Genomic DNA, 24,942 nt, shown 5'->3' on the forward strand with positions numbered 1-24,942 from the left:
CTCGCCCGCGATGGCAGAGGATCCACAGAACATTTCCGACATGAGCTTCGAGGAAGCTCTCAGGGCGCTCCAGCAGGTCGTGCGCCAGCTGGAAGACGGGGAGGTGCCGCTCGACCAGTCGATCGCGCTGTACGAACGCGGCGAGAAGCTGCGCGCGGCGTGTCAGGCGCGGCTCGACGCGGCGCAGGCCCGGATCGAGGCGATCGTGCTCGATGCGAAGGGCCAGCCGAGCGGGACGAAGCCGTTCGACGGCTCCGAATGACGCAGGCTTCCGAAATGGATTTCGAGGATACCCACGGCGCCCGGCTCAAGATGGCACTCGCCACGATCCGCACGGATGTGGACGATGCATTCGACGCCTTGCTCCCGGTGCCCGGCGATACCCGTGCCCCGCTGGTGGAGGCGATGCGTCACGCAGCGATCGGCGGGGGCAAGCGGGTGCGCCCGCTGCTGCTGGTGGCGACCTCGACGATGCTCGGCGTGTCGCGCGAAGCGGCGGTGCTGGCGGGTACGGCGGTCGAAGCGATCCACGTCTATTCGCTGATCCACGACGATCTGCCGTGCATGGATGATGACGACATGCGCCGCGGCAAACCGACCGTGCACAAGGCATTCGACGAAGCGACGGCGGTGCTGGCAGGCGATGCGCTGCATGCGCTCGCGTTCGATATTCTGACCGACAGTTCGGTGAGCAGCGATCCCTTCATCCAGGCCGAACTGGTCCGCTGCCTAGCGCAGGCGAGCGGGATGAGCGGTATGGCCGGCGGGCAGGCGATGGACATGGCCGCCGACAGCGCGACCTACGATCTGCCCACGATCACCCGCCTGCAACAGCTGAAGACCGGCGCGCTGCTGACCGCGAGCGTGGAGATGGGCGCGATCCTTGCGCGTGTGCCGCACGATGCGCGCGGGCACCTGATCGCCTATGCGCGCGACATCGGCCTCGCCTTCCAGATCGCCGACGATCTGCTCGATCACGAGGGTGACGAGGACAAGGCGGGCAAGGCGCTGCGCAAAGACGACGAACAGGGCAAGCAGACCTTCGTCACCCTGATGGGTGCCGAGGGCGCGCGCGCGCAGGCGAAGGCTCTGGTCGAACAGGCCTGCGGACATTTGGCCCATTACGGTGAGGATGCAGGCGTGCTCTGCGACCTTGCGCGATATATTGTGGAGCGGGATCGTTGAGTGAGCGTATAGGCATCTACCCCGGCACCTTCGACCCGATTACGCGGGGGCACGCGGACATCATCCGCCGCGCCGCGCGGCTGGTCGACCGGCTGATCATCGGGGTCACCACCAACCCCTCGAAAAACCCGATGTTCGACACCGAGGAGCGCCTGGCGATGGTCAAGCGCGAGGTCGCGAACATGAACCTCGATAATGTCGAGGTGATTGGGTTCAACGCGCTGCTGATGAAGTTTGCCGAAGCGCAGGGGGCCAGCATGATCGTGCGCGGCCTGCGCGCAGTCGCGGACTTCGAATACGAATATCAGATGGCAGGCATGAACCAGCAGCTCGACGACGAGATCGAGACCGTGTTCCTGATGGCCGACGTCTCTCTGCAGCCGATCGCGTCCAAGCTGGTCAAGGAAATCGCGCTGTATGGCGGTGACATTTCCAACTTCGTCAGCCCGACCGTGCGTGACGATGTGGTCGCTCGGGTCGAGAAGATCGGCCTGAAGGGTGACTACTGAGAGCCGCCGGGCCGCAGCATTCGTTCATTGCACCGACAGCGCGCGCTTAGTATCGCCGCGCCATTCCTCCACAATTCGTTTGTGAGACACATGTTCAAGATCCTTCTCTCAGCCGTTGCCCTCTCCGCGATGGCCGCCACTCCGCTCGCCGCGCAGGATATCGACGCCGATGCGCCGCCGGCCCAGCGGCAGATGTCCGACTATGCGACGATCGACTACAATCTGCAGGAAGACCGGGAGAATATCCTGCTGCTCGACCTGTCGAACGGCCAGCGGGTCGCGATCCGCCTGATGCCCGACTGGGCGCCGCACCATGTCGAGCGGGTCAAGACACTGGCGCGTGAAGGCTTTTACGACGGGGTGATCTTCCACCGCGTGATCGACGGGTTCATGGCGCAGACCGGCGATCCGACGGGCACGGGGCAGGGCGGGTCCGAGCTTCCCGACCTCAAGGCAGAATTCAACCCGATGCCGCACGTGCGCGGCACGGTGTCGATGGCCCGCGCGCAAGACGAGAACAGCGCCAACAGCCAGTTCTTCATCGTCTTCTATCCGCGTTTCAGCCTCGACAAGAAATACACCAATTTCGGCCGGGTCATCGCCGGGATGGGTGCGGTCGACGCGATCGTGCGCGGCGAGCCGCCCAGCAATCCGACCCGGATCGTGCAGGCTTCGATCGCAGCGGACAACCGCCCCGCGCCGAGCCCTGCGCAACTGGCCGCGCCCGCGAACACCGACGCGCGCACGATGAGCGTCGACGAGCTGAACGCCCCGATCGGGGAGTGACCCGATCGCTTCGACGCGCTAGCGGCAGCCCCCATGCGCGCCCTTCGACAAGCTCAGGATGATCGGGGTCGACTTTCATGAAAGTCGATCTGTTCGATTTCGACCTCCCGCCGGAGAGGATTGCTCTTCGCCCCGTCGCCCCGCGCGACGCGGCGAAGATGCTGGTGGTGGACGGCGCTGCGCCGTTTGCCGACCGGCAGGTGCGCGACCTGCCGGACCTGCTGCGCGCAGGCGACGTGCTGGTGTTCAACGATACCCGCGTGATTCCCGCCCAGCTTGAAGGCGAGCGCATCCGCGAGGGCGCATCTGGCGCGGCGATCGGCGCAACGCTGCACAAGCGGATCGACGCGCGCCGCTGGCAGGCCTTCGTGCGCAACGCCAAGCGGCTGCGTGAGGGCGACACGATCCGGTTTCCCGATGGCGTCTCGGTGACCGCGGAAGCGCGGGCCGAGGATGGCAGCTGGACGCTGGCCTTCGCGGGTGATGAGCCGGTCGAGGAACTGCTCGCCCGGGCAGGCGCGATGCCCCTGCCGCCCTACATCGCGCAGCGCCGCGCGGCGGACGAGCGTGACGCGCAGGACTATCAGACCCTGTTCGCGGACAAGGCCGGAGCGGTGGCCGCACCGACCGCGGCGCTCCATTTCACGCCCGAACTGGTCGAGCGGCTCGATGCGGCGGGGATCGTGCGCGAAACGCTGACGCTGCATGTGGGCGCGGGCACCTTCCTGCCGGTGAAGGCGGATGACACCGCGCACCATAAGATGCACGCGGAGTGGGGCGAGATCACCGCAGAGGCAGCCGCACGCCTCAACGCCGCGCGCGCCGAGGGCCGCCGGGTGATTGCGGTCGGGACAACCAGCCTGCGCCTGCTCGAAAGCGCGGCAGACCAGAACCACACGATCCAGCCATTCGCCGGCGACACCGACATCTTCATCACGCCGGGCTACAAGTTTCGCGCGGTGGACGGGCTGATGACCAATTTCCACCTGCCCAAGTCGACGCTGATGATGCTGGTCAGCGCGCTGATGGGGCGCGAGCGGATGATGGAGGCCTACGCGTACGCGATCGCGCACGAATACCGCTTCTATTCCTACGGGGATTCCTCGCTGCTATTGCCGTGACCATGGCGGAAAGAGAGCTCCCCATCCATCACCGCGCCACCGATCCGGGTGGAAGGGTCTGGAGCTTCGGTAGCGTGACCTGGGTCCATTGCCCCGAATGCGACCATGCGGCGAAAAGCACGGGCAGCAGCGTGTCCTGCGCCCACTGTGGATATGCCACTATTCCGAGCTTGAAGCCCTACAGCGACAAGTGGGCCTATCCGACCTCTTCCAACCCTCGCTGCAGCCATTGCGGCAACCCCCTCGACAGGCGCGACCGCCCGACCGCGCGTCACAAAGAAGGCAAGCTGTTCGTGAGCATCCGCTGCGACCATTGCGACGAGACGGAGGATTATCCTGCATCGCCCGGCTCCGACCCGGCAGCCAGTCGACCCTACCGCCTGCTCCGCCGGTACCTCGAGACACAGGTCGGCGGCGAAACGCTGTGGGTGAACAATCTCGTCCATCTCGATGCGCTGGAGGACTGGCTTGGCGCAAAGGTGCGCGAGCGTGGCCCGCAGCCCGGCCTCACCATGATGGCCAAGCTGCCGCGCTGGATGAAGGCATCTACCAATCGCGCCAAGGTGTTACGCGGACTGGCGCAATTGCGCGAGCGTGCCGAACAGGCAGGGATCGACGAATAGGCGACCAATTCGTCGCCGGGCTCTCTTGTAATACCTGCGCCTTGCGCCAAATAGTCGCGCATGCCTGAACCGATCCTAGAGCTTGCCGGCCTCACAAAAGTGTTTCCCGGAGGGTTCAAGGCGCTCGACAATGTCGATCTCACCATCAACCGCGGCGAGATTTTCGCGCTGCTCGGGCCCAACGGCGCGGGCAAGACCACGCTGATCGGCGCGGTGTGCGGATTGGTGCGACCGACATCGGGTACGATCCGCGCGTTCGGTCAGGATACCAAAAGCGACTGGCGGCAGGCCCGCGCGCGCATCGGGCTGGTGCCGCAGGAACTGTCGACCGACATGTTCGAGCCGGTCCTGCATGCGGTCGAATATTCGCGCGGCCTGTTCGGCCTCGCGCCCGATCCCGCGCGGATCGAGGAAATCCTGCGCTCACTGAGCCTGTGGGACAAGCGCAACAACCGGATCATGGAGCTGTCCGGCGGGATGAAGCGGCGCGTGCTGATCGCCAAGGCAATGGCGCACGAGCCAGACCTGCTGTTCCTCGACGAGCCGACCGCGGGCGTCGATGTCGAACTGCGCAAGGACATGTGGCACCAGATCGACGCGATGCGCGCGCGCGGTGTCACCGTGATCCTGACCACGCATTATATCGAGGAAGCCGAGGAAATGGCCGACCGGGTCGGCATCATCCGCGGCGGCAAGATCCTGATGGTGGACCAGAAGGACGCGATGATGGCCCGGCTCGGGCGGACCGAGGCGCATGTAATGCTGGCACAGCCGCTCGACACACTTCCGCCCGCAATCGCCGCCTTCCCGGTCGAGCTGAAGGAGGGCGGACGTTCCCTTTGCTATCGCGGCGGCGACGGCACGGGCAAGGGCCGCGAGGAAGTTGCCGAGCTGACCAAGGCGCTGATCGCGAGCGGGATCGACTATGTCGGCATCGATGTGCGCGAAAGCAGCCTGGAGGACATCTTCGTCTCCCTGCTGGGCGATGAAGAGGAGCAGGCGGCATGAGCTTCAACGCGCGTTCCGCCTGGTCGATCTACCGGCGCGAGCTGTGGCGCTTCCTGCGCACGGCGTTTCAGTCGGTGCTTGCACCCGTGCTCACCACCTCGCTCTATATCCTCGTCTTCGGCAGCGCGATCGGCAACCGGATGCCTGACGTGGGCTCCGTCGATTACGGCGCGTTCATCATTCCCGGCCTGCTGATGCTGACGCTGCTGGGCGAGACGACCAGCAATTCCAGCTTCGGCATCTACATGCCGCGCTTCACCGGTACGATCTACGAACTGCTGAGCGCGCCCGTGGGCGTGGCGGAAACGCTGGCCGGCTTCGTCGGCGCTGCGGCCACCAAGAGCCTGATACTGGCGGCGATCATCCTCCTGACCGCGCGGATATTCGTGCCTTACGACATCGCGCATCCGGTATTCGCCTTCGTGTTCATCCTGCTGGTCGCGGCCAGTTTCAGCCTGTTCGGCTTCATCCTGGGCATCTGGGCGGACAGTTTCGAAAAGCTGGGCATCATCCCGATGCTGATCCTGACCCCGCTGACCTTCCTGGGTGGCACCTTCTATTCGATCGCGGACCTGCCCGCGCCGTGGAACACGGTCGCGCTGGCCAATCCGATCGTCTACCTCGTCAGCGGGCTACGCTGGACATTCTACGGCTCTGCCGATGTCAGTATCTGGGTATCGCTGGCGCTGACCCTGGCCTTCCTCGTGGCCTGTACAGCGATCATCGCATACATCTTCCGTACCGGGTGGCGGTTGCGCAACTGACGCGTTAAGCGGCTTGCCATGCCGACCAGAACGATCGCTGCCGCAGCGCTATGCGGCCTGTTTGCAACGCCCGCTCTCGCCGAAGTCCCGCCCGATGTGCAGGCGATGATCGACGCCGCCATCGCCACCGGCGACAAGGCGAAGGTGGAAACCGTGTTCGACCTGGCCAAGCAGACCCAGCCCGACCATGCCGAGGAGATCGAGGCACTGGCGGTCGCTTGGCGCGCCGATCAGGAAGAGGCCAAGCGGCTTGCCGAACAGCACAAGCAGGAAGAGATCCGCCAGGCCGGAATGCTCGACCTATGGTCCGGCGAAGGACAGGTCGGTGCCTTTTTGTCGACCGGCAACAGCGAGGATGCAGGCCTCTCGGTCGCGCTCAACCTCAAGCGCGAGGGGATCGACTGGACCCACGCGCTGCGTGCAAGCGCAGACTACCAGCGCTCCAACGGGGTGACGAGCCGGGAGCGCTATCTGGTCGCCTACGAACCGCGCTTCCAGATGGGGGAGAACCTGTTCGCCTATGGTCTTGCTCAGTACGAGCATGACAAGTTCCAGGGCTTCGACCATCGCTACGCGGTTTCAGGAGGGATCGGTTACACGTTGCTCGATAGCGATTCCGCGACCCTCTCGATCAAGGCTGGCCCGGCCTATCGCGTGACGCAACGCACCGACGGCACCAGCGTCGACCGGATTGCCGGGCTGTTCGGGATGGACTTCGACTGGAAGCTTTCCGACCGTATCACCTTCACGCAGGACGCCAATGCCGTGGCCGAAACCGGGGCCGAGGCGCTGCTGATCGTGGACAGCGCGAACACGACGTTCAATCTGCTCAGCGGGATCGATTTCAAGGTCAGCGACCGGCTGCGCTCGCGCCTTTCCTATCAGCTGGAATACAACAGCAATGTCCGTGCCGACCAGAGCAGCACCGATACGCTTACCCGCTTCACACTGGTCTATGGTTTCTGAACACGCCTAGTTCGCCGGGCACACGCGGAACGGCACCTCGTCGCGCTCGGCGCTGCCCACCTCGAGGAACAGCGCCATTACGCGGGCGAGGTTTTCGGGCGGCAGCGGGGCGAGTTCTGCCAGCAGGCGGTCGGCAATCCGGCATCGTTCCCCATCGAAGCCGCGCGCGATGATGGTCGCGGCGGCGGGCGCCAGCGCCGCCTTGGCGACGCCTTCGAACGGACCATCGACCGGCAGGCGCGAACCTGCCAGCCGCTGCGCGACCTTGCGCGCGCGCGGCCACGCCCGCTCCGCCTGCGGACCGAGCCTGGTCTTGAGCGCGCCCGAGCGTGTACCGAGGAAGGGCTGGGCGGGCAGGGCGCCCGCGCACCGCTGTTCGAGCGCGCCGACAAGCTCGGGCATGACATAGGCGACCAGCGCCTCGTTCTCCGAAGGCGAGATGCACGGCCTCGCAGGGGTTTGTGCCGCGGCAGTGGTGCTCGCGGCGAGCAGGCAGGTGAGGGGGGCAAGCTGGCGGATCATAGGGGGCGAGGGTTCCATGCTGGTCGGTCGGCCTGCGTTGCAGTGCAAGCACTGAGCGAAAGGTGAATGCGAGCATAAAGGCAATGCGCTGGCGGATCGACAGCGTCGCCGCGCTGCATTAGCGGATGATCGCGATGAGCACCCGTTTCCAGTTCGATATTTCCGCCCGCAGCGGTGCGGCCCGCACCGGCACGATCCAGATGATGCGCGGAGAGATCCGCACGCCCGCCTTCATGCCCGTGGGCACGGCCGCCACGGTCAAGGGGATGAAGCCCGAAAGCGTGCGCGCAGCGGGCGCGGACATCATCCTCGGCAACACCTACCACCTGATGCTGCGCCCCGGGGCGGAGCGGGTCGCGAGGCTCGGCGGGCTGCACAAATTCATGAACTGGGACCGCCCGATCCTGACCGATAGCGGCGGCTATCAGGTGATGAGCCTGTCCGACCTCAACAAGCTGACCGAGGAAGGCGTCGAGTTCCGCAGCCATCTCGACGGCTCGAAACACATGCTCACGCCCGAACGCAGCATGGAGATCCAGCGCCTGCTGGGCAGCGACATCGTGATGGCGTTCGACGAATGCCCGCGCGCCGACCGCCCGCTGGCCGAGATCGAAGCGAGCATGGAGATGTCGATGCGCTGGGCGAAGCGCAGCCGCGATGCCTTCGATGCAGGCGGTGAGCACGCCGCCCGCGCGGCGCTGTTCGGCATCCAGCAGGGTGCGCTGGACGAGACCCTGCGCCGCCGCTCTGCCGAGGCGCTGAGCGAAATCGGGTTCGATGGCTACGCGATCGGCGGGCTTGCCGTGGGCGAAGGGCAAGAGGCGATGTTCGCCACGCTCGACTTCGCGCCCGGCCAGTTGCCCGACAACGCCCCGCGCTACCTGATGGGGGTCGGCAAGCCGGACGATCTGGTCGGCGCGGTGGAGCGCGGGGTCGATATGTTCGACTGCGTGCTGCCGACCCGCTCCGGTCGCAACGGGCAGGCCTTCACCTGGGATGGCCCGATGAACCTTCGCAATGCGCGCTTCGCGGAGGATACCGATCCGCTCGACAGCAGATGCGCCTGCCCGACCTGTGCCACATACAGCCGCGCCTATCTGCATCACCTGATCAAGTCGGGCGAGATGCTGGGCGCCATGCTGCTGACCGAGCATAATATCGGCTTCTACCAGCAGCTGATGCAGGCGATGCGCGATGCCATCGCGCAGGATCGCTTCGCCGCCTTTGCGCGCGGCTTTCGCGATACCTATCTGCGGACAGGATGAGTTACCTCGCAGAACAGGACCGGCAGCAGCGGATCACGCTGCTCGTTATTCTCGGTCTGGGATCGCTGATGATCTGGCATGCGCCCTTCGGCGCGCTGCTGCTGTATCCCTTCACCATCCTGTCCACCTGGTTCCACGAGATGGGCCATGGCCTGTCCGCGATCCTGATGGGTGAGCGATTCGATTCGCTGGTGATCTATCCGGACGGATCGGGCGTCGCGATGTCGCTGGTCTCGCCCGATCGCACCGCGCTGCAGGATGCGATCATCGCGGCGGGTGGACCGATCGGACCGGCGCTGGCGGGCGCGGCGCTGATCGCTTCGTCTCGCACGATGAAGGGCACGCGCATCGCGCTTGCGGTGCTGGGAGCGGCGCTGTTGCTGACGACCGCGATCTGGGTCCGCAGCGTGACGGGCTGGCTGGTCCTGCCGATCGCCGGGGTTGCGATCCTCGCCATCGCCCGCAACGCCAATGCGGACCAGCAGCGCTTCGCAATCCAGCTGCTGGGTGTGCAGGCAGTCATCAGCGTGTGGGCGCAGTCGGGCTATCTGTTCACCCAGGGCGGAATGCTGGGCGGTATGCCGCAGATATCGGACACGGGGGCGATCTCCGCCGCGCTCGGCCTGTCTTACTGGTTCTGGGCGATCGTGCTCAGCGCGATCAACATCGCTATCCTGTGGTGGAGCTTACGCTACGCATTTCGCCGCTGAACCCGCGGGCTCTTCGCGGCGGCGCGAGGGGCAGGGGGACGGCGTGCGCATTCTTGGCGACGAACTGCGCGATCTCTTCCAGCGGCATCGGCCTGCTGAAGAAATAGCCCTGCAGATGGGTACAGCCCAGCTCGCTCAGCACGGCGTTCTGTTCTTGGCACTCGACGCCCTCGGCGACGATCCCCATCGATAGCTGCCGCCCGAGGCCGATCACCGCTTCGACGATCGCCCGTGCGGTCTTCGAGGTTTCGATGTCGGCGATGAACGACTTGTCGATCTTGACCTTGTCGAACGGGAACATCTGGAAATAGCTGAGCGAGGAATGGCCGACGCCGAAGTCGTCCATCAGGATCTGGATGCCGAGGCTGCGCAACTCCTCCAGCTGGGCGAAGGTTTCCTGCGTGTTCTCGATCACCAGCCGTTCGGTGACTTCAAGCTGGAGCCGATTGGGCGCCAGACCCGTGCGCTTCAGGGCCTCTCGCACGGTGGAGACCAATTCGCCCGATTTGAACTGCTGGGGTGAAAGATTGACGGCCACCCGCATTGTTTCGGGCATTGCGAGCATATCGCTACATGCCCGGAAGATGAGTTTGCGGCCCAATTCGTCGATGAGACCGCTGTCTTCCGCCAGCGCGATGAACACTTCGGGACTGATCGGGCCGCGGGTTTCGTGTTCCCACCGGGCCAGTGCTTCCACGCTGCTGACCATTCCGGTCCGCGCGGACATCACCGGCTGATAGTGCAGCACGATATCGCCCCGATTGATCGCCGTGCGCAGATCGCTTTCCAGCATCCGGCGTTCGCGGACCTGTGCGTCGAGCGTCGCGTCGAACAGGCACACGCGTCCGCCGCCTTCCTTCTTGGCACGGTGCAGAGCCAGTTCGACCCTGTCGCGCAAGGCTTGTGGGAAGCCGGCATCGTCGGGGAAGAATGCCGCGCCGACCGATGCGCCGATATGGCAGAAGGTCCCGCTGGCCACGATAGGGGCGGCCGCGATGCTGACGATCTTCTGGGCCAGCTGCACGGTCCGCATCTCCAGCCGGTCGCCCTTCAGGAGGACGACGAACTCGTCCCCACCAACCCGCGCGATCGTCCCCTGCGCGCCGCAAAGGATCTGCAGCCGCGTGCCGATCTCCTGCAGCACCGCATCGCCTGCCGACTGACCGAACTGTTCGTTCACTGCCTTGAAACGGTCGAGGTTGACGCACAGCATCGCGAAGGGCGTGCCTTCGCCGACATAATCCGCAAGCAGCTCCGAGAGGCTTGTGCGATTGAGCAGCCCGGTCAGATCGTCGTACCGCGCGAGGCGCTTCTTTTCGGCTTCGGTGCGGCGAAAATCCGTCATGTCTTCGCCAACGCCGAGAACGTATTGCCCGGGACGATCGGGGCCGTCCATCACGATGCGCGTCGTCCGGATGTCGAACGATCGGCCATCCTTGCCGATAAAGGTACTCTCGTAGCGGAACGGCCGGTTGATCTGCGCCGCCTTCAGGTCGCGCTGCTCGAATTGTTCGCCGGTGGAGCCGAACAGTTCACGATCGGATCGACCGATGATTTCACTTTCCGGCAAGCCCATAAGGTCGCAGGCCTTTTCATTGACCAGGACGTATTTCCTGGTCGAAAGATCCTTCACGAAGAGTAACGAGGGCAGATTCGCGACGATCGCATCGAGCTGGTTGCGTGCGTGGTTGCGGTCGGTCTCCAAGGCCTTCCTGTCGCGGATGTCCCTGAAAATGGCTGCGAATCCGCCGACACCGCCGAGATCTCCCCAGCGGGCGAGCGACACGTCGGTAAGCAATTCCCCACCATCCGCCGTCTGGACGGGCAATTCCGCAAATTTTCTCAGTTCGCCCGTCGGGCCCAGGGCTTTGACCTGTTCAAGTCTGCTCTGATGTCCGTCACGATAGCGCTCGGGCATCAGGACTTCGATGCTTTTGCCCAGCATCTCGGACGCCGGGCGGCCGAAGAGATCCTCCGCCCCGCCGTTCAGGAGGACGATCTTGCCCTCCCGATCTGCGGCCACGACCGCATCGCTCGTCGCATTGATGACCTTGGTCGCGATGTCCCCCCGCAGCCGATTCCGACGTGCGATCAGCATGCATGAAACGAGGCGTGCGAGCCCCTTCAGCAGGTCGGCACTCTTTTGGTCGAACTCGGCGCGCGGTGTGGAATCGATGATGCACAGGCTGCCGACGCACGACGCGTCCTCCAGGATCAGCGGGGCCCCTGCATAAAAGCGGATACCGCCATCGGCAGTGACCAGCGGGTTGTTGCAAAAGCGCGGATCGCGTGTCGCATCCTGAACCACCAGCAGGTCGCGCTGCTCGACCGTGTAATGGCAGAACGCGATGTCGCGCGGCGTCTCGACAAACGGAAGATTGACCCGCGATTTGAACCATTGCCGGTCGTGATCGATCAGGCTGATCGCGGCACTCTCCACGCCCAGCGAAGACGCGGCCAGCGCGGTCAGATCGTCGAATTCCGTCTCGACCGGGGTGTCGAGCACCGCAAGCTCAGCCAACGCGTGGAGGCGTTGGCCCTCGTCGCGCGGCTGATCGGGATCGGGCGGAACCATACGCCCGCGATAATCGCAAACCCTTATGAAATCGTTCGCGCCCGAAACGCCGCGATCCATCGCCCGTTATCGGCAGAGCCAACGCACAAAAAAGGCGGCCCCGAAAGGCCGCCTCTTGTTGTCCGATTGGCGAACCGATCAGCGCGAATAGAATTCGACGATCAGGTTCGGTTCCATCGTGACGGGGTAGGGCACCTCGTCCAGCTTCGGCACGCGGGTGAAGGTCACCTTGTCGGTGCCTTCCGGCGAGACGTAGTCGGGGATGTCACGCTCGGGCAGGCTCTGCGCTTCGATGACCAGCGCCATGTCCTTTGCCTTGGCACCCAGGCCGATCACGTCACCGACGACGACGCGGCGGCTCGGGATGTTGCACTTGCCGCCATTGACGGTGATGTGGCCGTGGTTGACCAGCTGGCGCGCGGCGAAGATCGTCGGCGCGAACTTGGCGCGGTACACGACCATGTCGAGACGCTGTTCGAGCAGGCCGATCAGGTTCTGACCGGTATCGCCCTTCAGACGGGCCGCTTCCTGGTAGGTGCGCTTGAACTGCTTTTCGGTGACGTCGCCGTAATAGCCCTTCAGCTTCTGCTTCGCGCGCAGCTGCAGGCCGAAGTCGGACATCTTGCCCTTGCGACGCTGGCCGTGCTGGCCGGGGCCGTAGGAACGCTTGTTGACCGGCGAATTCGGGCGACCCCAGATGTTCTCGCCCATCCGGCGATCGAGCTTGTACTTAGCGCTCTTGCGCTTCGACATAATCCATTCCTTCAATTTGCTGGACTGCGCCATTCGCAGCCGTTCAACCCGGCATCGCACCGACGGGAGGAAATCCACGTCGCGGCCACCGCTTCACCGGGGTGCGGGGCCAATCTCGTGAGGCTTTTAAGGAAAGCTCGCGAAGCGAAGCGCGCACATAGCAATATTCGTGCGCGGGTCAAGGTCTCGACAGGATGGCCGGGTCAGGGCAGAGGCAATCGCGATGAGCGAAACCGTAAAGCCCCCCGAAGATTGCGAAACCATGGCCGAAGTGCGCCTCGGCGTAGATACGCTCGACCGCGAGCTGATGCGGCTGATCGCGGTGAGATTTGGCTACATGAGAGCGGCCGCACGGATCAAGCCGGAGCGTGGCCATGTGCGCGACGAGGCGCGCAAGGCTCAGGTGATCGACAACGTGCGCGAAGATGCGCGTAGAGAAGGCATCCCCGAGGCCGCACTGGGCGACATCTGGGATGCCCTGGTCGAAGCGTCGATCGCTTACGAAATGGTCGAATGGGAGCGGTTGCGGAGCAGCTAGCTGCGCGTTCGCGTCAGTTGCCGCCGGGGCCGCCGGTCATCGCACCGCCGGATTTGATTTGGATCTCGGCACCGACTTCGCCGGATTCGAGTGCAGCCCACTGCGCCTCGGTCATGCAGACGCGTCGGCCCATGCGCGAACCGGTCTTCGCGACCTTGCGGCAAACCTTCTTTTCCTTGGCCGGCTTGGCCTGCGCTTCCGACTGGGTCGTGCTGCTATCGCTCTGATCGCGTTCGGATTGTGCCATCAGCGACACAGGAGCGATCAAGACCGCCAGAGCGACGGACCGTGCAATCAAGGACATAAAATAGAACTCTCTGATAACGGAGGTTTTCGGTTGTTAGCCGCTGCATGTGCTATGTCACAGGCAAGCGTTTGTCTAACGAAAAGCCGAACCTCCGCTCGCCGAGAGGTGCCGTCCGGCAACGGACGATTGCAACAGTTCGAGGCTGTGGCGTCCGCCCGCGAAAAAGCCAGATTGGCGATGCCTTTCTAGTCGGGGCGTTTGCTGCCCATTCCCATCACGCTCGAGGTCCTTCCGGACAACGGGCTCCATGCGCCCATATCCGTATTATCGCCCTTGGTCATGGTTTCGGCGTCCACGTTCCGCGTCGCCGCAGCGTCCCATTGCGATTGCAGCATGCAGACACGTTGGGGCATGCGCGTGCCCGTCACCTTGATCCTGCGGCAGACCTTCTTGTCTTTCTTGGCTTCGACTTCGGAGCCATTGGACGCATCGTCGGGCGCGTCCTGAGCGGATAGGGCTATACGGGTGCGACAAGCATTGCGAGTGCCACTGCTTTAGCGATGGGAGTCATGATATTCTCCTGATCTAGCCTTTTGCGTAAGATCAGGAAGTTCCTACCAGTATTTTTCGCAATTGTCTAAATCGCGTTTGGCAATGATACCTTCGGGCCTTAAAGGTACTTAGCTTCTCTTCGCAGACCCGGGGGCACCGCGCCCAGGCTCCCTTTCCAGCGAAGACAGTACACCGCGCAGGGTACGCACCTCGAGGTAATTCCAGCCTGGCTTGGTCAGCACGCCGCGCAGCGTGCGCCGGGTCGCATCTGCCCGCGACTCGGGCAGGAAATAGCCCTTGGGCTCAAGCATGCGCTCGAGATGCGCGATCAGCCCTTCGAGTTCGTCCTGCGGGGCAGGTGGCAGCAGATCTTCCTTGGGCGGCTGCGCCAGTCCTTTCCGCTTGGACCACTCATAGGCGCAAAGGATCACCGCCTGCGCGAGGTTGAGCGATCCGAATTCCGGGTCGATCGGCACGGTCAGGATCGTGCGGGCGAGCGCGACGTCCTCGGTCTCCAGCCCCGAGCGTTCGGGCCCGAACAGGAACGCGCTGCGGCCCGGTTCGGCGTGGATCGCGTCGGCGGCCTGCTCGGGCGTGACCACGGGCTTGGTCACGCCGCGCTTGCGGACTGTGGTGGCGAAGACATGCGCGCAGTCGGCCACCGCATCGGCGGTGCTTTCAAACACCTGCGCTTTGTCGAGGATGAAGTCCGCACCCGCCGCAGCAGGCCCCGCCGAAGGGTTGGGCCAGCCATCGCGCGGGGTGACGAGCCGCATCTCGCCAAGGCCGAAATTGGCCATCGCGCGCGCCGCCTTGCCTATATTCTCGCCCAGTTGCGGGCGGACGAGAACGATGACGGGTTTCTCGCTCAGCGCTTGATCCGGCGATAGAGCATGTAGCCGGCCCCTGCCACGAGGCCGACCGGCCAGGTGATGACGGGCAGAAGCGCCGCGCCGACCACGCCGACCGCCGCGCCGGTCAGGACGGGCTTGGTGGAGGGATGATCCATCCCCTGTTTCATCATGCCGCTGAGTTCAGCCTTGGCGTCCTCGACCCAGTCCTGGCCGTTGCCGGGCTCTTTTTCGTCCATTGCTTATCTCCCGGGATAGACGGGGAAGGCGGCGCACAATTCGCCGACTTCGGCGCGCACGGCCTGTTCGATCTGGGCATCGCCCTCCGGCCCGTTCTTCGCGAGGCCTTCGACCACCCGCGCGATCAGTTCGCCGATCTTGGTGAACTCGTCGGTGCCGAAGCCGCGGGTCGTGCCCGCCGGGCTTCCAAGCCGCAGACCGCTGGTGATGAAGGGGCTGCGCTTGTCGAACGGAATGCCGTTCTTGTTGCAGGTGAGAAAAGCCCGATCGAGCCCCTTCTCGGCGTCCTTGCCGGTTACGTCCTTGGCAGTCAGGTCGACCAGCATCGAGTGATTGTCCGTCCCGCCGGAGACGATCCGCAACCCGTGCGCTTCGAGGCTGGCGGCGAGCGCGCGTGCGTTGTCGACCACGCGGCTTGCGTATTCCTTGAACTCGGGCCGCAGCGCTTCGCGGAAGGCGACCGCCTTGGCGGCGACGATGTGCATCAGCGGGCCACCCTGCATCCCGGGGAAGACCGCCATGTTGAGCGGCTTCGAATACTTCTCGTCATTCCACAGGATCACGCCCGAGCGCGGACCGCGCAGGCTTTTGTGCGTCGTGGTGGTGACGATGTCGCAATGCGGGAAGGGGGAGGGGTGGGCGCCGCCTGCGACGAGACCCGAGATGTGGCTCATGTCGCACAGCAGGATCGCGCCCACTTCATCGGCGATCTTTCGGAAGGCCTCGAAATCCCACACGCGCGAATAGGCGGTGCCGCCGCAGATGATCAGCTTGGGCATGTGCTCGCGCGCGGTCGCCGCAACCGCGTCCATGTCGATCAGCTCGTCGGCCTCGCGCACGCCGTAGGGCACCGGGTTGAACCACTTGCCGCTCATGTTCACCGGCGATCCGTGGGTCAGGTGCCCGCCCGAATTGAGGTCGAGCCCCATGAAGGTGTCGCCCGGTTGCAGCATCGCGAGGAACACCGCTTGGTTCATCTGGCTGCCGGAGTTGGGCTGCACGTTGGCGAATTCGCAGCCGAACAGCTGCTTCGCGCGGTCGATCGCCAGCGTTTCGACGACGTCGGCATATTCGCATCCGCCATAATAGCGCTTGCCAGGATAGCCCTCGGCATACTTGTTGGTGAACACGCTGCCCGCCGCCTCCAGCACCGCAGTGCTGGCGATGTTCTCGCTCGCGATCAGTTCGATCTTGTCGCGCTGACGGTTCAGCTCGCTGCGAATCGCCGCGTGGATCTCGGGATCCGCATCGGCGAGCGTGTCGTGCCAGAAGCGATCTTCGGGGGTGCGCGAATCGCTGGTGGGGGCGGTCTGTGTGGCCATGGTGTCAGGCGCCTTCGGTAGCGGTGGGGTTGGAGAGCTTGTCGACACGGCGCTGGTGCCGGTCGCCCGCGAACGCGGTTTCGAGGAAGGTCTGGACGCAGGCCTTGGCCTGTTCGATCCCGATCAGCCGCGCGCCCATCGCGATCACGTTCGCGTCGTTATGCTCGCGCGCGAGCCTGGCGGAAAGCTGCTCGGATACGAGCGCGCAGCGCACCTGCGGATTGCGGTTCACCGCCATCGAGATGCCGAGACCGCTGCCGCACAGCGCAATACCGCGCATCGCGGTGCCATCTGCAACCACGCTGGCGAGCTTATAGCCGTAGTCTGGATAATCGACGCTGTCGGGAGTGTGCGGGCCAAGGTCGGCGACCTCGTGCCCCTTCTCGACGAGCCATTCGTGAAGCGCCGCCTTCATATCGAGCGCGGCATGGTCTGAAGCTATCGCGATACGCATGGGGGGCACATAAGACGAGGCGCGGGCGAGCGCCACACCTAATGGGCAGGGATTTCCCCAGCGTGTCGACGCCGCGCGCCGTACTCCGTAAGGCTAAAGGTCGGAGTGCCGGGGCGCGCCGCCACGCGTTAAAGCGCGTTCGCCTCGAGTTCGGTATAGGGCAGGCTCCGAATTGCATAGCATTCCTGTTTGCGCTCGGTCGGAACGCTGTTGGTGCACTGATTGACGAAATTGGCGCGCCTGGTGGCCAGTCGCTCACACTGGCTGAAGCCAAATTGCGCAACGCAGCCGCCCGCCGCGCTGCCGTTGTTGCTCATCGCCTCCTCGAATGCGTCGCCGTCCTTATGGCCAGGCATCTTCCACCTTTCGTCGATGATCCAGGCATAGCGATCCAGCACGGCCTCGGGGGCATTCTCCGCAGTCCAAGGGTTGGCAAGATTGGCGCGGACCATGGGGTTTTGCGCATAGAGGCGTAGCGGTCGGGTCGATGGCTTCTGGTCCGACCGGATTGTGTCGATCGTCTGTCCGTCGCTCGACTTAACCGTGACTTGGTAAGCCTTGCCGACCACGGTGCGACGCTGATCACTGCGGACCTTCTCCCAGCCTGCCATGATCGGGGTAAAAGCGATTTCCAGATCGACCGAGCGATCCCCCGAGCCAAGCGCTTCGGCAGCCTCCGGGGACATCGGCAGGAAGTCCAGCTGCCCGGTGCCTTCGAGCGCAAGCGCGAAATTAAGCCCCTCAGAACCGCTGTCACTGGCGCTGAAGCTGACCATCGTGCGATCATACAATCCATCGATGGGGAAGCCCTTGCGATCGAAATCGTAGTCTTCGAGCCTGCCGCGAAGTTCGACCGTGTAGGTCTGCGCAGACACGCTTTCATCAACCAGTTTCTTGAACTCGTCGAAATGCTCTTCGAGGAATCGCCTGCGCTCGAATTCGTTCTCGAACGTCAGATTCAGCGGCTTGGTCATCATCCGGTCGAGAGATGCAGGTTCGCCCGACATTCGGTGGTAGAGATAGGCGAGATTGATCGCGTTTATCTCCAGATCGCCGGCCCTCTTCGGACCTTCGACATAGAGATCGCTCTGACCACCGCTTTCGTCGGCGCTGCCCGCTGCCGCCTCGTCGGCCGCCGAAGCATCTCCATCGGCTTTTTCGGCATCGGCTCCCGAGCACCCCGCGAGAGCAAGAGCTGCAAGTCCTGAAAACGCCAAGGCCGTGATATTCGCAAAACGCATAAAGAATCCCCCTTTCTTCAATTGAAAAAAGGGGGATTGTGTCCGCTATGTCAACATTGGCGGGTCTCTTGACCCGCCAGAAACCTACTGATCCAAGAAGCTGCGCATCTTGCGCGAGCGGCTCGGGTGCTTGAGCTTGCGCAGCGCCTTGGCCTCGATCTGGCGGATACGTTCGCGGGTGACCGAGAACTGCTGGCCGACTTCTTCGAGCGTGTGATCGGTGTTCATCCCGATGCCGAAGCGCATGCGCAGCACGCGTTCTTCGCGCGGGGTCAGGCTGGCGAGCACGCGGGTGACGGTTTCCTTGAGGTTGCTCTGGATTGCGGCATCGACGGGGATGATCGCGTTCTTGTCCTCAATGAAATCGCCCAGATGCGAATCTTCCTCGTCGCCGATCGGCGTTTCGAGGCTGATCGGCTCCTTGGCGATCTTCATCACCTTGCGCACCTTTTCGAGCGGCATCGAAAGACGCTCGGCCATTTCTTCCGGCGTCGGCTCGCGACCCTGCTCGTGGAGGAACTGGCGGCTCGTGCGGACCAGCTTGTTGATCGTCTCGATCATGTGCACCGGAATACGGATGGTGCGCGCCTGATCGGCGATCGAGCGGGTGATCGCCTGCCGGATCCACCACGTCGCGTAGGTGCTGAACTTGTAACCGCGGCGATACTCGAACTTGTCGACCGCCTTCATCAGGCCGATGTTCCCTTCCTGGATCAGGTCGAGGAACTGCAGCCCGCGGTTGGTGTATTTCTTGGCGATGGAAATCACGAGGCGCAGGTTCGCCTCGACCATTTCCTTCTTGGCGATGCGTGCCTCACGCTCGCCCTTCTGGACCATGTTCACGATCCGGCGGAATTCTTCCAGCGCCATGCCGGTCTGGCTGGCGATGTCGGAGATCTCGGTGCGGATGCGTTCGATCGACTCGGCTTCCTTCTCCGCGAAGGCGGCCCACTTCTTGTCCTTGGTGCGGCTGGTCAGCCATTCGTCGTCCAACTCGTTGCCGAGATAGGCGTCGAGGAAGTCGATCCGCTTGATCTTGTGGCGTTCGGCAAGCCGCAGCATCTGGCCGCCCAGCGCGGTCAGGCGGCGGTTGAAGGCGTAGAGGTTGTCGACCAGGAATTCGATCTTGGTCGCGTGGAACTGCACGCTTTCCACTTCCGCGGTCAGCTGTTCGCGCAGGTCCTCGTACTTCTTTTCCTTGGCGGCCGGGAAGGCATCCCCGCGGCCGAGCACGTCGACGCGTTCCGCCTGAAGTTTCTCGAACTTCTTGAACAGGTCGGTGATGCGCGCGAAGCGCTCCAGCGCGTCGGGCTTGAGCGCGGCCTCCATCTGGGCCAGCGACATCGTGTTGTCTTCTTCGTCGTCGTCGTCGCGGCGCTTGCTCTCGCCGTCGCCGTCTTCGTCGCCTTCGGCGGTCTCGTCATCGTCGTCGTCGTCATCCTCGCGGATGGTCGGGCCGGCGGTTTCCTCGGAGATTTCGCCGCTGTCGTCCTCGTTTTCCTCCTCCATCTTGTCGACGGGAGGTTCCTTGGACAGCATCGCGTCGAGATCGAGGATCTCGCGCAGCTGCATCTCGCCTTCGTTGAGCGCGTCGGACCACTGGATGATCGCGTGGAAGGTGATCGGGCTCTCGCACAGCCCGATAATCATCGTGTCGCGCCCGGCCTCGATCCGCTTGGCGATGGCGATTTCGCCCTCGCGGCTGAGCAGTTCGACCGCGCCCATTTCGCGCAGGTACATGCGCACCGGGTCATCGGTGCGTGCATCGACGGTCTTCTTGGCGGCGGCGGCAGCGGGCTTGTCGGCCTTCTTGGTGTCCGAATCGGCCGCGATCTCCTCGACCTCGTCCTTCTCCGCCTCGACCTCGTCGTCCGACTCGACGATCTGGACGCCCATTTCCGAAATCGCGGCCTGGATGTCCTCGATCTGGTCGGAGCTCATTTCGCCTTGCGGCAGCGCTTCGTTAAGCTCGTCATAGGTGACGTAGCCGCGCTTTTTCGCCTTTGCGATGAGCTTCTTGATCGACGCCTCGTTAAGGTCGATCAGAGGAGCATCTTCGGTGTCTTTGGTCTTCGCTTCGGATGCCATGGGCTATTGAAAATCCGTTTCCGTGCCGCTGTGTTCCCCATTATCGCCAGGAACAGCAGCGGCTTTTGAATCTCGTATCGGTGTCGCTCGCGCGATCCGTCTCGTCGCCATCTGGCCCAAGCGAGCGTCGAACGCCAGCTTCCGCTTGAGCAGACGCTGCTGTTCGGCGAACGCGCCTTCGGGATCGTGTTCGAAACGCTCCGTCGCGGCAGCCAGCGCCTTTTCAAGCGCCGGCCCTTCGACCAGCAACTCGATGGCTTCGGCCAGGTCCTCGCGCGCGGTCGCTGCATCGTGGGCTTCTCTAGGCAAGCCAGATACGGATTGTTCAGCGGACCGGGAGCCCCAGCGCTCGTGGAATATGGCCTTTTTACCGTCGGCTTCAAGCGTTTCTGCGCGTTCGAGCACAGGATCGAACAAAGAAAATGTCGCAGGGTCGATCTCGCCCAGCTCGGCAAGCGCCTCGCGGTGGCTCTCGACCAGGTCGGGAAACCGGGCGAGCTGGCCCACCACATCGGCCAGCAGGCGCTGCCGCTGGCCGCCTTGCGAGAGGTTGGCGAGCCGCTTGGCAAGCTCGGGCGAAAGCGGCTCCGGCTCATCGCGGCGCCATTGCTTGCGCGGCTGAAACGGCGCTTTTTCGCGGCGCGGGAAGGCGAAGGCGGAGAATTTGTCGAGCAGGTCGCGGCGGTAGAGCGAGCGGACATCGGGCTCTTCGATGGCCTCGATATGGGTCATCAGACGGGCCTTCAGCCCCGCCTTCGCCTCCGGCGTATCGAGCGGCGCAGCCTGCATTTCGAGCGTCCACAATGCCTCCAGCAGCGACTGCGCGCTGCCCAGCACCTGTTCGAAAGCTGCAACACCTTTTTTCTTTATGAGGTCGTCCGGGTCGAGCCCGGCGGGCAGCCATGCGATCTTGAGCGAGTGCCCCGGCTTCAAAAGCGGTAGTGCCCGCTCGATCGCGCGGCGCACCGCGCGCTGGCCTGCGGCATCGCCATCGAAGCACAGGATCGGGCATGACACGTGGCGCCATAGCTCCTCGATGTGATTCTCGGTTAGCGCCGTGCCGAGCGGGGCGACGCCTTCCGCGATCCCTGCATTGGCGAGCGCGATGACATCCATATAGCCTTCGACGACCACGATCCGGTCGCTCTTGCGCGCGGCCGGGCTGGCGCGATGGATGTTGTAGAGCGTGCGCCCCTTGTCGAACAAAGGCGTCTCGGGCGAGTTGAGATATTTGGGCGCGCCGTCCTTCGCCGTCAGGATGCGCCCGCCGAACGCGATCACCCGCCCGCGCACATCGTGGATCGGCAGCATCAGCCGGTCGCGGAAACGGTCGTACGGGTCCTTGCCGTCGATCGCGATCCGAAGCCCGCCTTCGACCAGAAGTTGCGGCGGTAGCGTGCCGAGCGCGGTGGGCAGAGCCTGCCGCTCGTCCGGCGCATAGCCGAAGCCAAACTCGCGCATCGTCGCCTGGGAGAAGCCGCGCTTGCCCAGATAATCGCGCGCTGCGCTGCCCCGTGGTCCCGCCAGTTCGCGCACGAAGAATTCCTGCGCAGCGCCCATCGCGTCGTGCAGCCCGGCACGGCGTTTGGCCTTTTGGGCTTCGCGCGGGTCGGGCGCGGGCATCTCCATCCCCGCGGTCACCGCCAGTTCCTTGACCGCATCCATGAAGGTGAGGCCGCGCTGGTCGGTCATCCAGCGGATCACATCGCCATGCGCGCCGCAGCCGAAGCAGTGGTAGAAGCCCTTCTGGTCGTTGACCGTGAAGCTGGGCGTCTTCTCGTCATGAAACGGGCAGCACGCCTTCCACTCGCGCCCTGCGCGCTGCAGCTTGGTCGTCCGCATGATGACGCTGGAAAGCGTCACCCGCGTGCGCAGCTGATCGAGCCATTGTGGAGAGAGCGCCATTGGATGCGTTCTAGCCGTTCGCACCCGCCGAAGTCGAGATACGAACGGCCTGCCGGATCAGGGGGCGGTGTCGTCCTGCTTTTCAATCTTGGGCGGGAAGGGGCCGGTTGCCAGCGCGATCTTTTCATCCGCGCGCAGCGTGTAGGCTTCCGCCGGGCCTTCGGGCGGCAGGGTGCTCTGCCAGAAAAACGTGATCGGCTCGCCCGTGCCCCAGTTGTTGCCGCCCACCGCGCGCCACACCAGCGTGCCGTTATCATCCTCGACCCGGATCACCCCATCGGGTCCGAGCGCCTTGGCCGCCTGCTTGCGGTCGTAGCCGATCGCGCCGGTGAAGCCGTAAGCCTCGCGCACGGTGCCGAACACGGTGGCCGCCGCGACCTCGTCCAGCCCCACGGGCCGGGTGAAGGGCGGATCATTGGGCGCGTCCGTGCCAGGGGTCACGATATGGACATAGGTATAGACCGTCCCCTCGGGCATATCCTCGGGGTCGCAGGTGTCGTATTCTTCGGGGCACGCAACGTAGCTGACGATATCGCCGATCGAGCGCCCGCCCGCGATGATCGAAGCCTCGATCTCGGGGCCGAGCGGGCCTTCGATCTTCGCCCCGACCTTAAGCTCGCCAAAATCGGACGCGACCAGATTGCGCGGTTCGGACGGAGCATCGCTGGTCGCCGTGGGCGAGGGGGCAGGGGCGGGCTCCGCCTCTTCCGATCCGCCCGAACAGGCGGCCAGTGCCAGCAGTGCGGCACAACAGGCGAAGCGTGAAATCACTGCAACGCCTCTTTCACCCAGCCCGAGGTGCGCGTCATGTCCAGCGTCGCGCCGTGGCGCGCCTTCAGCTCGGCCATGACCTTGCCCATCGACTTGATATCGGCTGCACCCAGATCGGTCTTCACCTGGTCGATCGCGGCGCGAGTCTCGGCCTCGTCCATCTGCTTGGGGAGGAATTCCTCGATCACGGCCAGTTCGGCCTCTTCCTGCGCGGCAAGCTCGTCGCGCCCGCCATCGCGGTACATTGCGATCGACTCCTTGCGCTGCTTGGCCATCTTCATCAGCACGTCGGTCACCAGCTCGTCGTCGCCCACCTCGCCCTTGGCGGTGCGCTGCTCGATATCGCGATCCTTGATCTTGGCCTGGATGAGGCGGAGCGCGGCCGTCCGCTCCTTGTTGCCGCCCTTCATTGCGGCGATCGTTTCCTGCTTGATGGTATCGCGAATCATGGTTTCCGGTTTGCCTTTATCTCTTATCTCTTCAGACGAGCGCCTATAACAAATGTTCCTGTGGGTGGGAGACGCTTCGCGCGCTTGACGGGCGCGGAGTGCACGCCTAGCCGGATGGCTTAGCACACATCGCCGGACACACTTAAAGGAACGGACAAGCCCATGGCTTCAGCCGAGATCACTCCTGCGCAGCCTGAAGGCGCGACGGGCCTGTTGCTTCTTGCCGATGGTACGGCCCTGTGGGGTATCGGCTGCGGAGCCGAGGGAAGCGCCGTTGGGGAGGTGTGTTTCAACACCTCGATGACCGGCTATCAGGAAGTGATGACCGACCCGAGCTATGCCGGGCAGATCGTCACCTTCACCTTCCCGCACATCGGCAATGTCGGCGCGAATCCGGAAGACATCGAGAGCAAGGTGGAGAGCGCGCTTGGCTGCATCATGCGCGAAATTCCCACGGGGCCGAGCAATTTCCGCTCCACGCTGGATCTCGACACCTGGCTGAAGGACGAGGGCAAGATCGGCCTCGCTGGCGTCGACACCCGCGCGCTGACCCGGCTCATCCGCCTGAACGGCGCACCCAATGCGGTGATCGCGCACAGCGCCGACGGCGTGTTCGACCTCGACGCGCTCTTGCAGAAAGCGCGCGAGTGGCCGGGGCTGGAAGGCATGGATCTCGCCCGGCGTGTGTCGCGCAAGGCGCACGAAGGCTGGCGCGGAGGCGCGTGGGAGCTGGGCAAGGGCTATGGCGAGAGCGCCGCGGAGAAGCCGCACGTGGTCGCGATCGACTACGGCGCGAAGGACAATATCTTCCGTCAGCTGGTCCGCGCGGGCGCGCGGGTAACGGTGGTGCCCGCCGAAACCTCGCTGGAAGATGTGCTGGCGCACGAGCCCGACGGCGTGTTCCTCTCCAACGGCCCGGGCGACCCTGCCGCGACCGGCGCCTATGCGGTGCCGGTGATCGCCGGCCTGCTGGAGCGTGATGTGCCGATCTTCGGCATTTGTCTCGGCCACCAGCTGCTCGGCCTCGCGGCGGGGGCAAAGACTGCCAAGATGTTCCAGGGCCACCGCGGTGCCAACCACCCCGTCCAGCGCGTGGGCGAGGGCTGGGGCGAGGCGACCGGTCTGGTCGAGATCACCAGCATGAACCACGGCTTCGCAGTCGACGGCGACACGCTGCCCGCGAATGTCGAGCAGACGCACGTCTCGCTGTTCGACGGCACCAATTGCGGCATCGCGATCAAGGGTAAGCGCGCGTTCGGGGTGCAATATCACCCCGAGGCGAGCCCCGGCCCGCAGGACAGTTTCTACCTGTTCGAAAAGTTCGTGGGGATGCTGGGGGAATAGAAATGGCAGTAGTCAAGAACTTCAAAACTGAGCCCCAGAATTCTCGTGTGGGTCACACGGAGTGCTCCGGCATCATTCGAGCTGTCGAGGTAGGTGGAGAGAAATACGTGCAAATCGACACGTATGGTTCGAGTGAGCGGGAGTTTCAGAACA

The 24,942-nt window shown here is 64.2% G+C and carries 26 protein-coding genes; 13 read left to right on the forward strand and 13 right to left on the reverse strand.

From position 1 onward, the window contains the following. Nucleotides 1-10: 10 nt before the first annotated feature. The 9 genes from KYN89_RS02905 to KYN89_RS02945 all read left to right on the forward strand — a co-directional run bounded on the left by KYN89_RS02905 (nucleotide 11) and on the right by KYN89_RS02945 (nucleotide 6,962). Nucleotides 11-262, forward strand: coding sequence for an exodeoxyribonuclease VII small subunit (locus KYN89_RS02905; protein ID WP_197636270.1), 252 nt, complete (start codon nucleotides 11-13; stop codon nucleotides 260-262). Next, on the forward strand, nucleotides 259-1,185 hold the full coding sequence (locus KYN89_RS02910; RefSeq protein ID WP_248284954.1) for a polyprenyl synthetase family protein: 927 nt from the start codon (nucleotides 259-261) through the stop codon (nucleotides 1,183-1,185). The genes KYN89_RS02905 and KYN89_RS02910 overlap by 4 nt, the downstream gene beginning before the upstream one ends. Beyond that, the gene (coaD, locus tag KYN89_RS02915) at nucleotides 1,182-1,694 is read left to right on the forward strand and encodes a pantetheine-phosphate adenylyltransferase (RefSeq protein WP_054524270.1); all 513 of its coding nucleotides are present in this window, start codon (nucleotides 1,182-1,184) and stop codon (nucleotides 1,692-1,694) included. The genes KYN89_RS02910 and coaD overlap by 4 nt, the downstream gene beginning before the upstream one ends. Nucleotides 1,695-1,784: 90 nt before the next feature. After that, nucleotides 1,785-2,480: a peptidylprolyl isomerase gene (locus tag KYN89_RS02920; protein ID WP_222823716.1), complete on the forward strand. Its 696-nt coding sequence runs from the start codon at nucleotides 1,785-1,787 to the stop codon at nucleotides 2,478-2,480. A 77-nt stretch (nucleotides 2,481-2,557) separates the two neighbouring features. Then, nucleotides 2,558-3,601, forward strand: a complete 1,044-nt coding sequence (gene queA, locus KYN89_RS02925; protein ID WP_222823717.1) for a tRNA preQ1(34) S-adenosylmethionine ribosyltransferase-isomerase QueA — start codon at nucleotides 2,558-2,560, stop codon at nucleotides 3,599-3,601. Nucleotides 3,602-3,894: 293 nt separating this feature from the next. Further along, the gene (locus tag KYN89_RS02930; RefSeq protein ID WP_222823718.1) at nucleotides 3,895-4,224 is read left to right on the forward strand and encodes a hypothetical protein; all 330 of its coding nucleotides are present in this window, start codon (nucleotides 3,895-3,897) and stop codon (nucleotides 4,222-4,224) included. Between the two features lie 60 nt (nucleotides 4,225-4,284). After that, the gene (locus KYN89_RS02935; protein WP_222823719.1) at nucleotides 4,285-5,232 is read left to right on the forward strand and encodes an ABC transporter ATP-binding protein; all 948 of its coding nucleotides are present in this window, start codon (nucleotides 4,285-4,287) and stop codon (nucleotides 5,230-5,232) included. Then, a complete protein-coding gene (locus KYN89_RS02940; RefSeq protein ID WP_222823720.1) occupies nucleotides 5,229-5,996 on the forward strand; it encodes an ABC transporter permease in 768 nt (255 codons plus the stop codon). The genes KYN89_RS02935 and KYN89_RS02940 overlap by 4 nt, the downstream gene beginning before the upstream one ends. Nucleotides 5,997-6,014: 18 nt before the next feature. Then, on the forward strand, nucleotides 6,015-6,962 hold the full coding sequence (locus KYN89_RS02945; protein ID WP_222823721.1) for a DUF481 domain-containing protein: 948 nt from the start codon (nucleotides 6,015-6,017) through the stop codon (nucleotides 6,960-6,962). A 6-nt stretch (nucleotides 6,963-6,968) separates the two neighbouring features. On the opposite strand, the gene KYN89_RS02950 is transcribed toward KYN89_RS02945, so the two are convergent. Then, nucleotides 6,969-7,484, reverse strand: a complete 516-nt coding sequence (locus KYN89_RS02950; RefSeq protein ID WP_248284955.1) for a hypothetical protein — start codon at nucleotides 7,482-7,484, stop codon at nucleotides 6,969-6,971. Between the two features lie 134 nt (nucleotides 7,485-7,618). Between KYN89_RS02950 and tgt the strand changes: the two genes are divergently transcribed. Both tgt and KYN89_RS02960 read left to right on the forward strand, forming a co-directional pair. After that, complete coding sequence (gene tgt, locus KYN89_RS02955) at nucleotides 7,619-8,749, forward strand: tRNA guanosine(34) transglycosylase Tgt (protein WP_222823723.1); 1,131 nt, start codon at nucleotides 7,619-7,621, stop codon at nucleotides 8,747-8,749. Continuing rightward, nucleotides 8,746-9,459, forward strand: coding sequence for a M50 family metallopeptidase (locus KYN89_RS02960; protein WP_222823724.1), 714 nt, complete (start codon nucleotides 8,746-8,748; stop codon nucleotides 9,457-9,459). The genes tgt and KYN89_RS02960 overlap by 4 nt, the downstream gene beginning before the upstream one ends. On the opposite strand, the gene KYN89_RS02965 is transcribed toward KYN89_RS02960, so the two are convergent. Beyond that, the gene (locus tag KYN89_RS02965; RefSeq protein ID WP_248284956.1) at nucleotides 9,419-12,094 is read right to left on the reverse strand and encodes a sensor domain-containing phosphodiesterase; all 2,676 of its coding nucleotides are present in this window, start codon (nucleotides 12,092-12,094) and stop codon (nucleotides 9,419-9,421) included. The two genes, KYN89_RS02960 and KYN89_RS02965, sit on opposite strands and share 41 nt — an antisense overlap. Before the next feature lie 78 nt (nucleotides 12,095-12,172). Next, nucleotides 12,173-12,787, reverse strand: a complete 615-nt coding sequence (gene rpsD / locus KYN89_RS02970) for a 30S ribosomal protein S4 (protein ID WP_222823725.1) — start codon at nucleotides 12,785-12,787, stop codon at nucleotides 12,173-12,175. Nucleotides 12,788-13,010: 223 nt separating this feature from the next. On the opposite strand from rpsD, the gene KYN89_RS02975 reads away from it, so the two are divergent. After that, nucleotides 13,011-13,325, forward strand: a complete 315-nt coding sequence (locus tag KYN89_RS02975; RefSeq protein WP_010237878.1) for a chorismate mutase — start codon at nucleotides 13,011-13,013, stop codon at nucleotides 13,323-13,325. Between the two features lie 13 nt (nucleotides 13,326-13,338). On the opposite strand, the gene KYN89_RS02980 is transcribed toward KYN89_RS02975, so the two are convergent. The 10 genes from KYN89_RS02980 to KYN89_RS03025 all read right to left on the reverse strand — a co-directional run bounded on the left by KYN89_RS02980 (nucleotide 13,339) and on the right by KYN89_RS03025 (nucleotide 23,445). Next, entirely contained in the window at nucleotides 13,339-13,572 is a 234-nt protein-coding gene (locus KYN89_RS02980) for a hypothetical protein (protein ID WP_222823726.1), read from the reverse strand. A 680-nt stretch (nucleotides 13,573-14,252) separates the two neighbouring features. Next, nucleotides 14,253-14,978, reverse strand: a complete 726-nt coding sequence (locus tag KYN89_RS02985; protein ID WP_222824097.1) for an RNA methyltransferase — start codon at nucleotides 14,976-14,978, stop codon at nucleotides 14,253-14,255. Between the two features lie 14 nt (nucleotides 14,979-14,992). Further along, nucleotides 14,993-15,214, reverse strand: coding sequence for a hypothetical protein (locus KYN89_RS02990; protein WP_222823727.1), 222 nt, complete (start codon nucleotides 15,212-15,214; stop codon nucleotides 14,993-14,995). A 3-nt stretch (nucleotides 15,215-15,217) separates the two neighbouring features. Further along, on the reverse strand, nucleotides 15,218-16,537 hold the full coding sequence (gene glyA / locus KYN89_RS02995) for a serine hydroxymethyltransferase (RefSeq protein ID WP_222823728.1): 1,320 nt from the start codon (nucleotides 16,535-16,537) through the stop codon (nucleotides 15,218-15,220). Between the two features lie 4 nt (nucleotides 16,538-16,541). Then, nucleotides 16,542-16,991, reverse strand: coding sequence for a ribose 5-phosphate isomerase B (gene rpiB / locus KYN89_RS03000; protein WP_222823729.1), 450 nt, complete (start codon nucleotides 16,989-16,991; stop codon nucleotides 16,542-16,544). A gap of 128 nt (nucleotides 16,992-17,119) precedes the next feature. Beyond that, nucleotides 17,120-18,253, reverse strand: coding sequence for a DUF4852 domain-containing protein (locus KYN89_RS03005; protein ID WP_222823730.1), 1,134 nt, complete (start codon nucleotides 18,251-18,253; stop codon nucleotides 17,120-17,122). Between the two features lie 63 nt (nucleotides 18,254-18,316). Next, nucleotides 18,317-20,320 (reverse strand): RNA polymerase sigma factor RpoD, encoded by a 2,004-nt coding sequence (rpoD, locus tag KYN89_RS03010; protein WP_222823731.1) that lies wholly within the window; start codon nucleotides 20,318-20,320, stop codon nucleotides 18,317-18,319. Between the two features lie 3 nt (nucleotides 20,321-20,323). Next, entirely contained in the window at nucleotides 20,324-22,225 is a 1,902-nt protein-coding gene (gene dnaG, locus KYN89_RS03015; RefSeq protein WP_222823732.1) for a DNA primase, read from the reverse strand. A 57-nt stretch (nucleotides 22,226-22,282) separates the two neighbouring features. After that, entirely contained in the window at nucleotides 22,283-22,996 is a 714-nt protein-coding gene (locus tag KYN89_RS03020; protein ID WP_222823733.1) for a hypothetical protein, read from the reverse strand. Next, the gene (locus tag KYN89_RS03025) at nucleotides 22,993-23,445 is read right to left on the reverse strand and encodes a GatB/YqeY domain-containing protein (RefSeq protein WP_222823734.1); all 453 of its coding nucleotides are present in this window, start codon (nucleotides 23,443-23,445) and stop codon (nucleotides 22,993-22,995) included. The genes KYN89_RS03020 and KYN89_RS03025 overlap by 4 nt, the downstream gene beginning before the upstream one ends. Nucleotides 23,446-23,607: 162 nt before the next feature. Between KYN89_RS03025 and carA the strand changes: the two genes are divergently transcribed. Next, nucleotides 23,608-24,789: a glutamine-hydrolyzing carbamoyl-phosphate synthase small subunit gene (gene carA / locus KYN89_RS03030; RefSeq protein ID WP_222823735.1), complete on the forward strand. Its 1,182-nt coding sequence runs from the start codon at nucleotides 23,608-23,610 to the stop codon at nucleotides 24,787-24,789. Nucleotides 24,790-24,942: the final 153 nt, after the last annotated feature.

This window comes from Alteriqipengyuania abyssalis, from assembly GCF_019857185.1.
GTDB lineage: Bacteria > Pseudomonadota > Alphaproteobacteria > Sphingomonadales > Sphingomonadaceae > Alteriqipengyuania > Alteriqipengyuania abyssalis.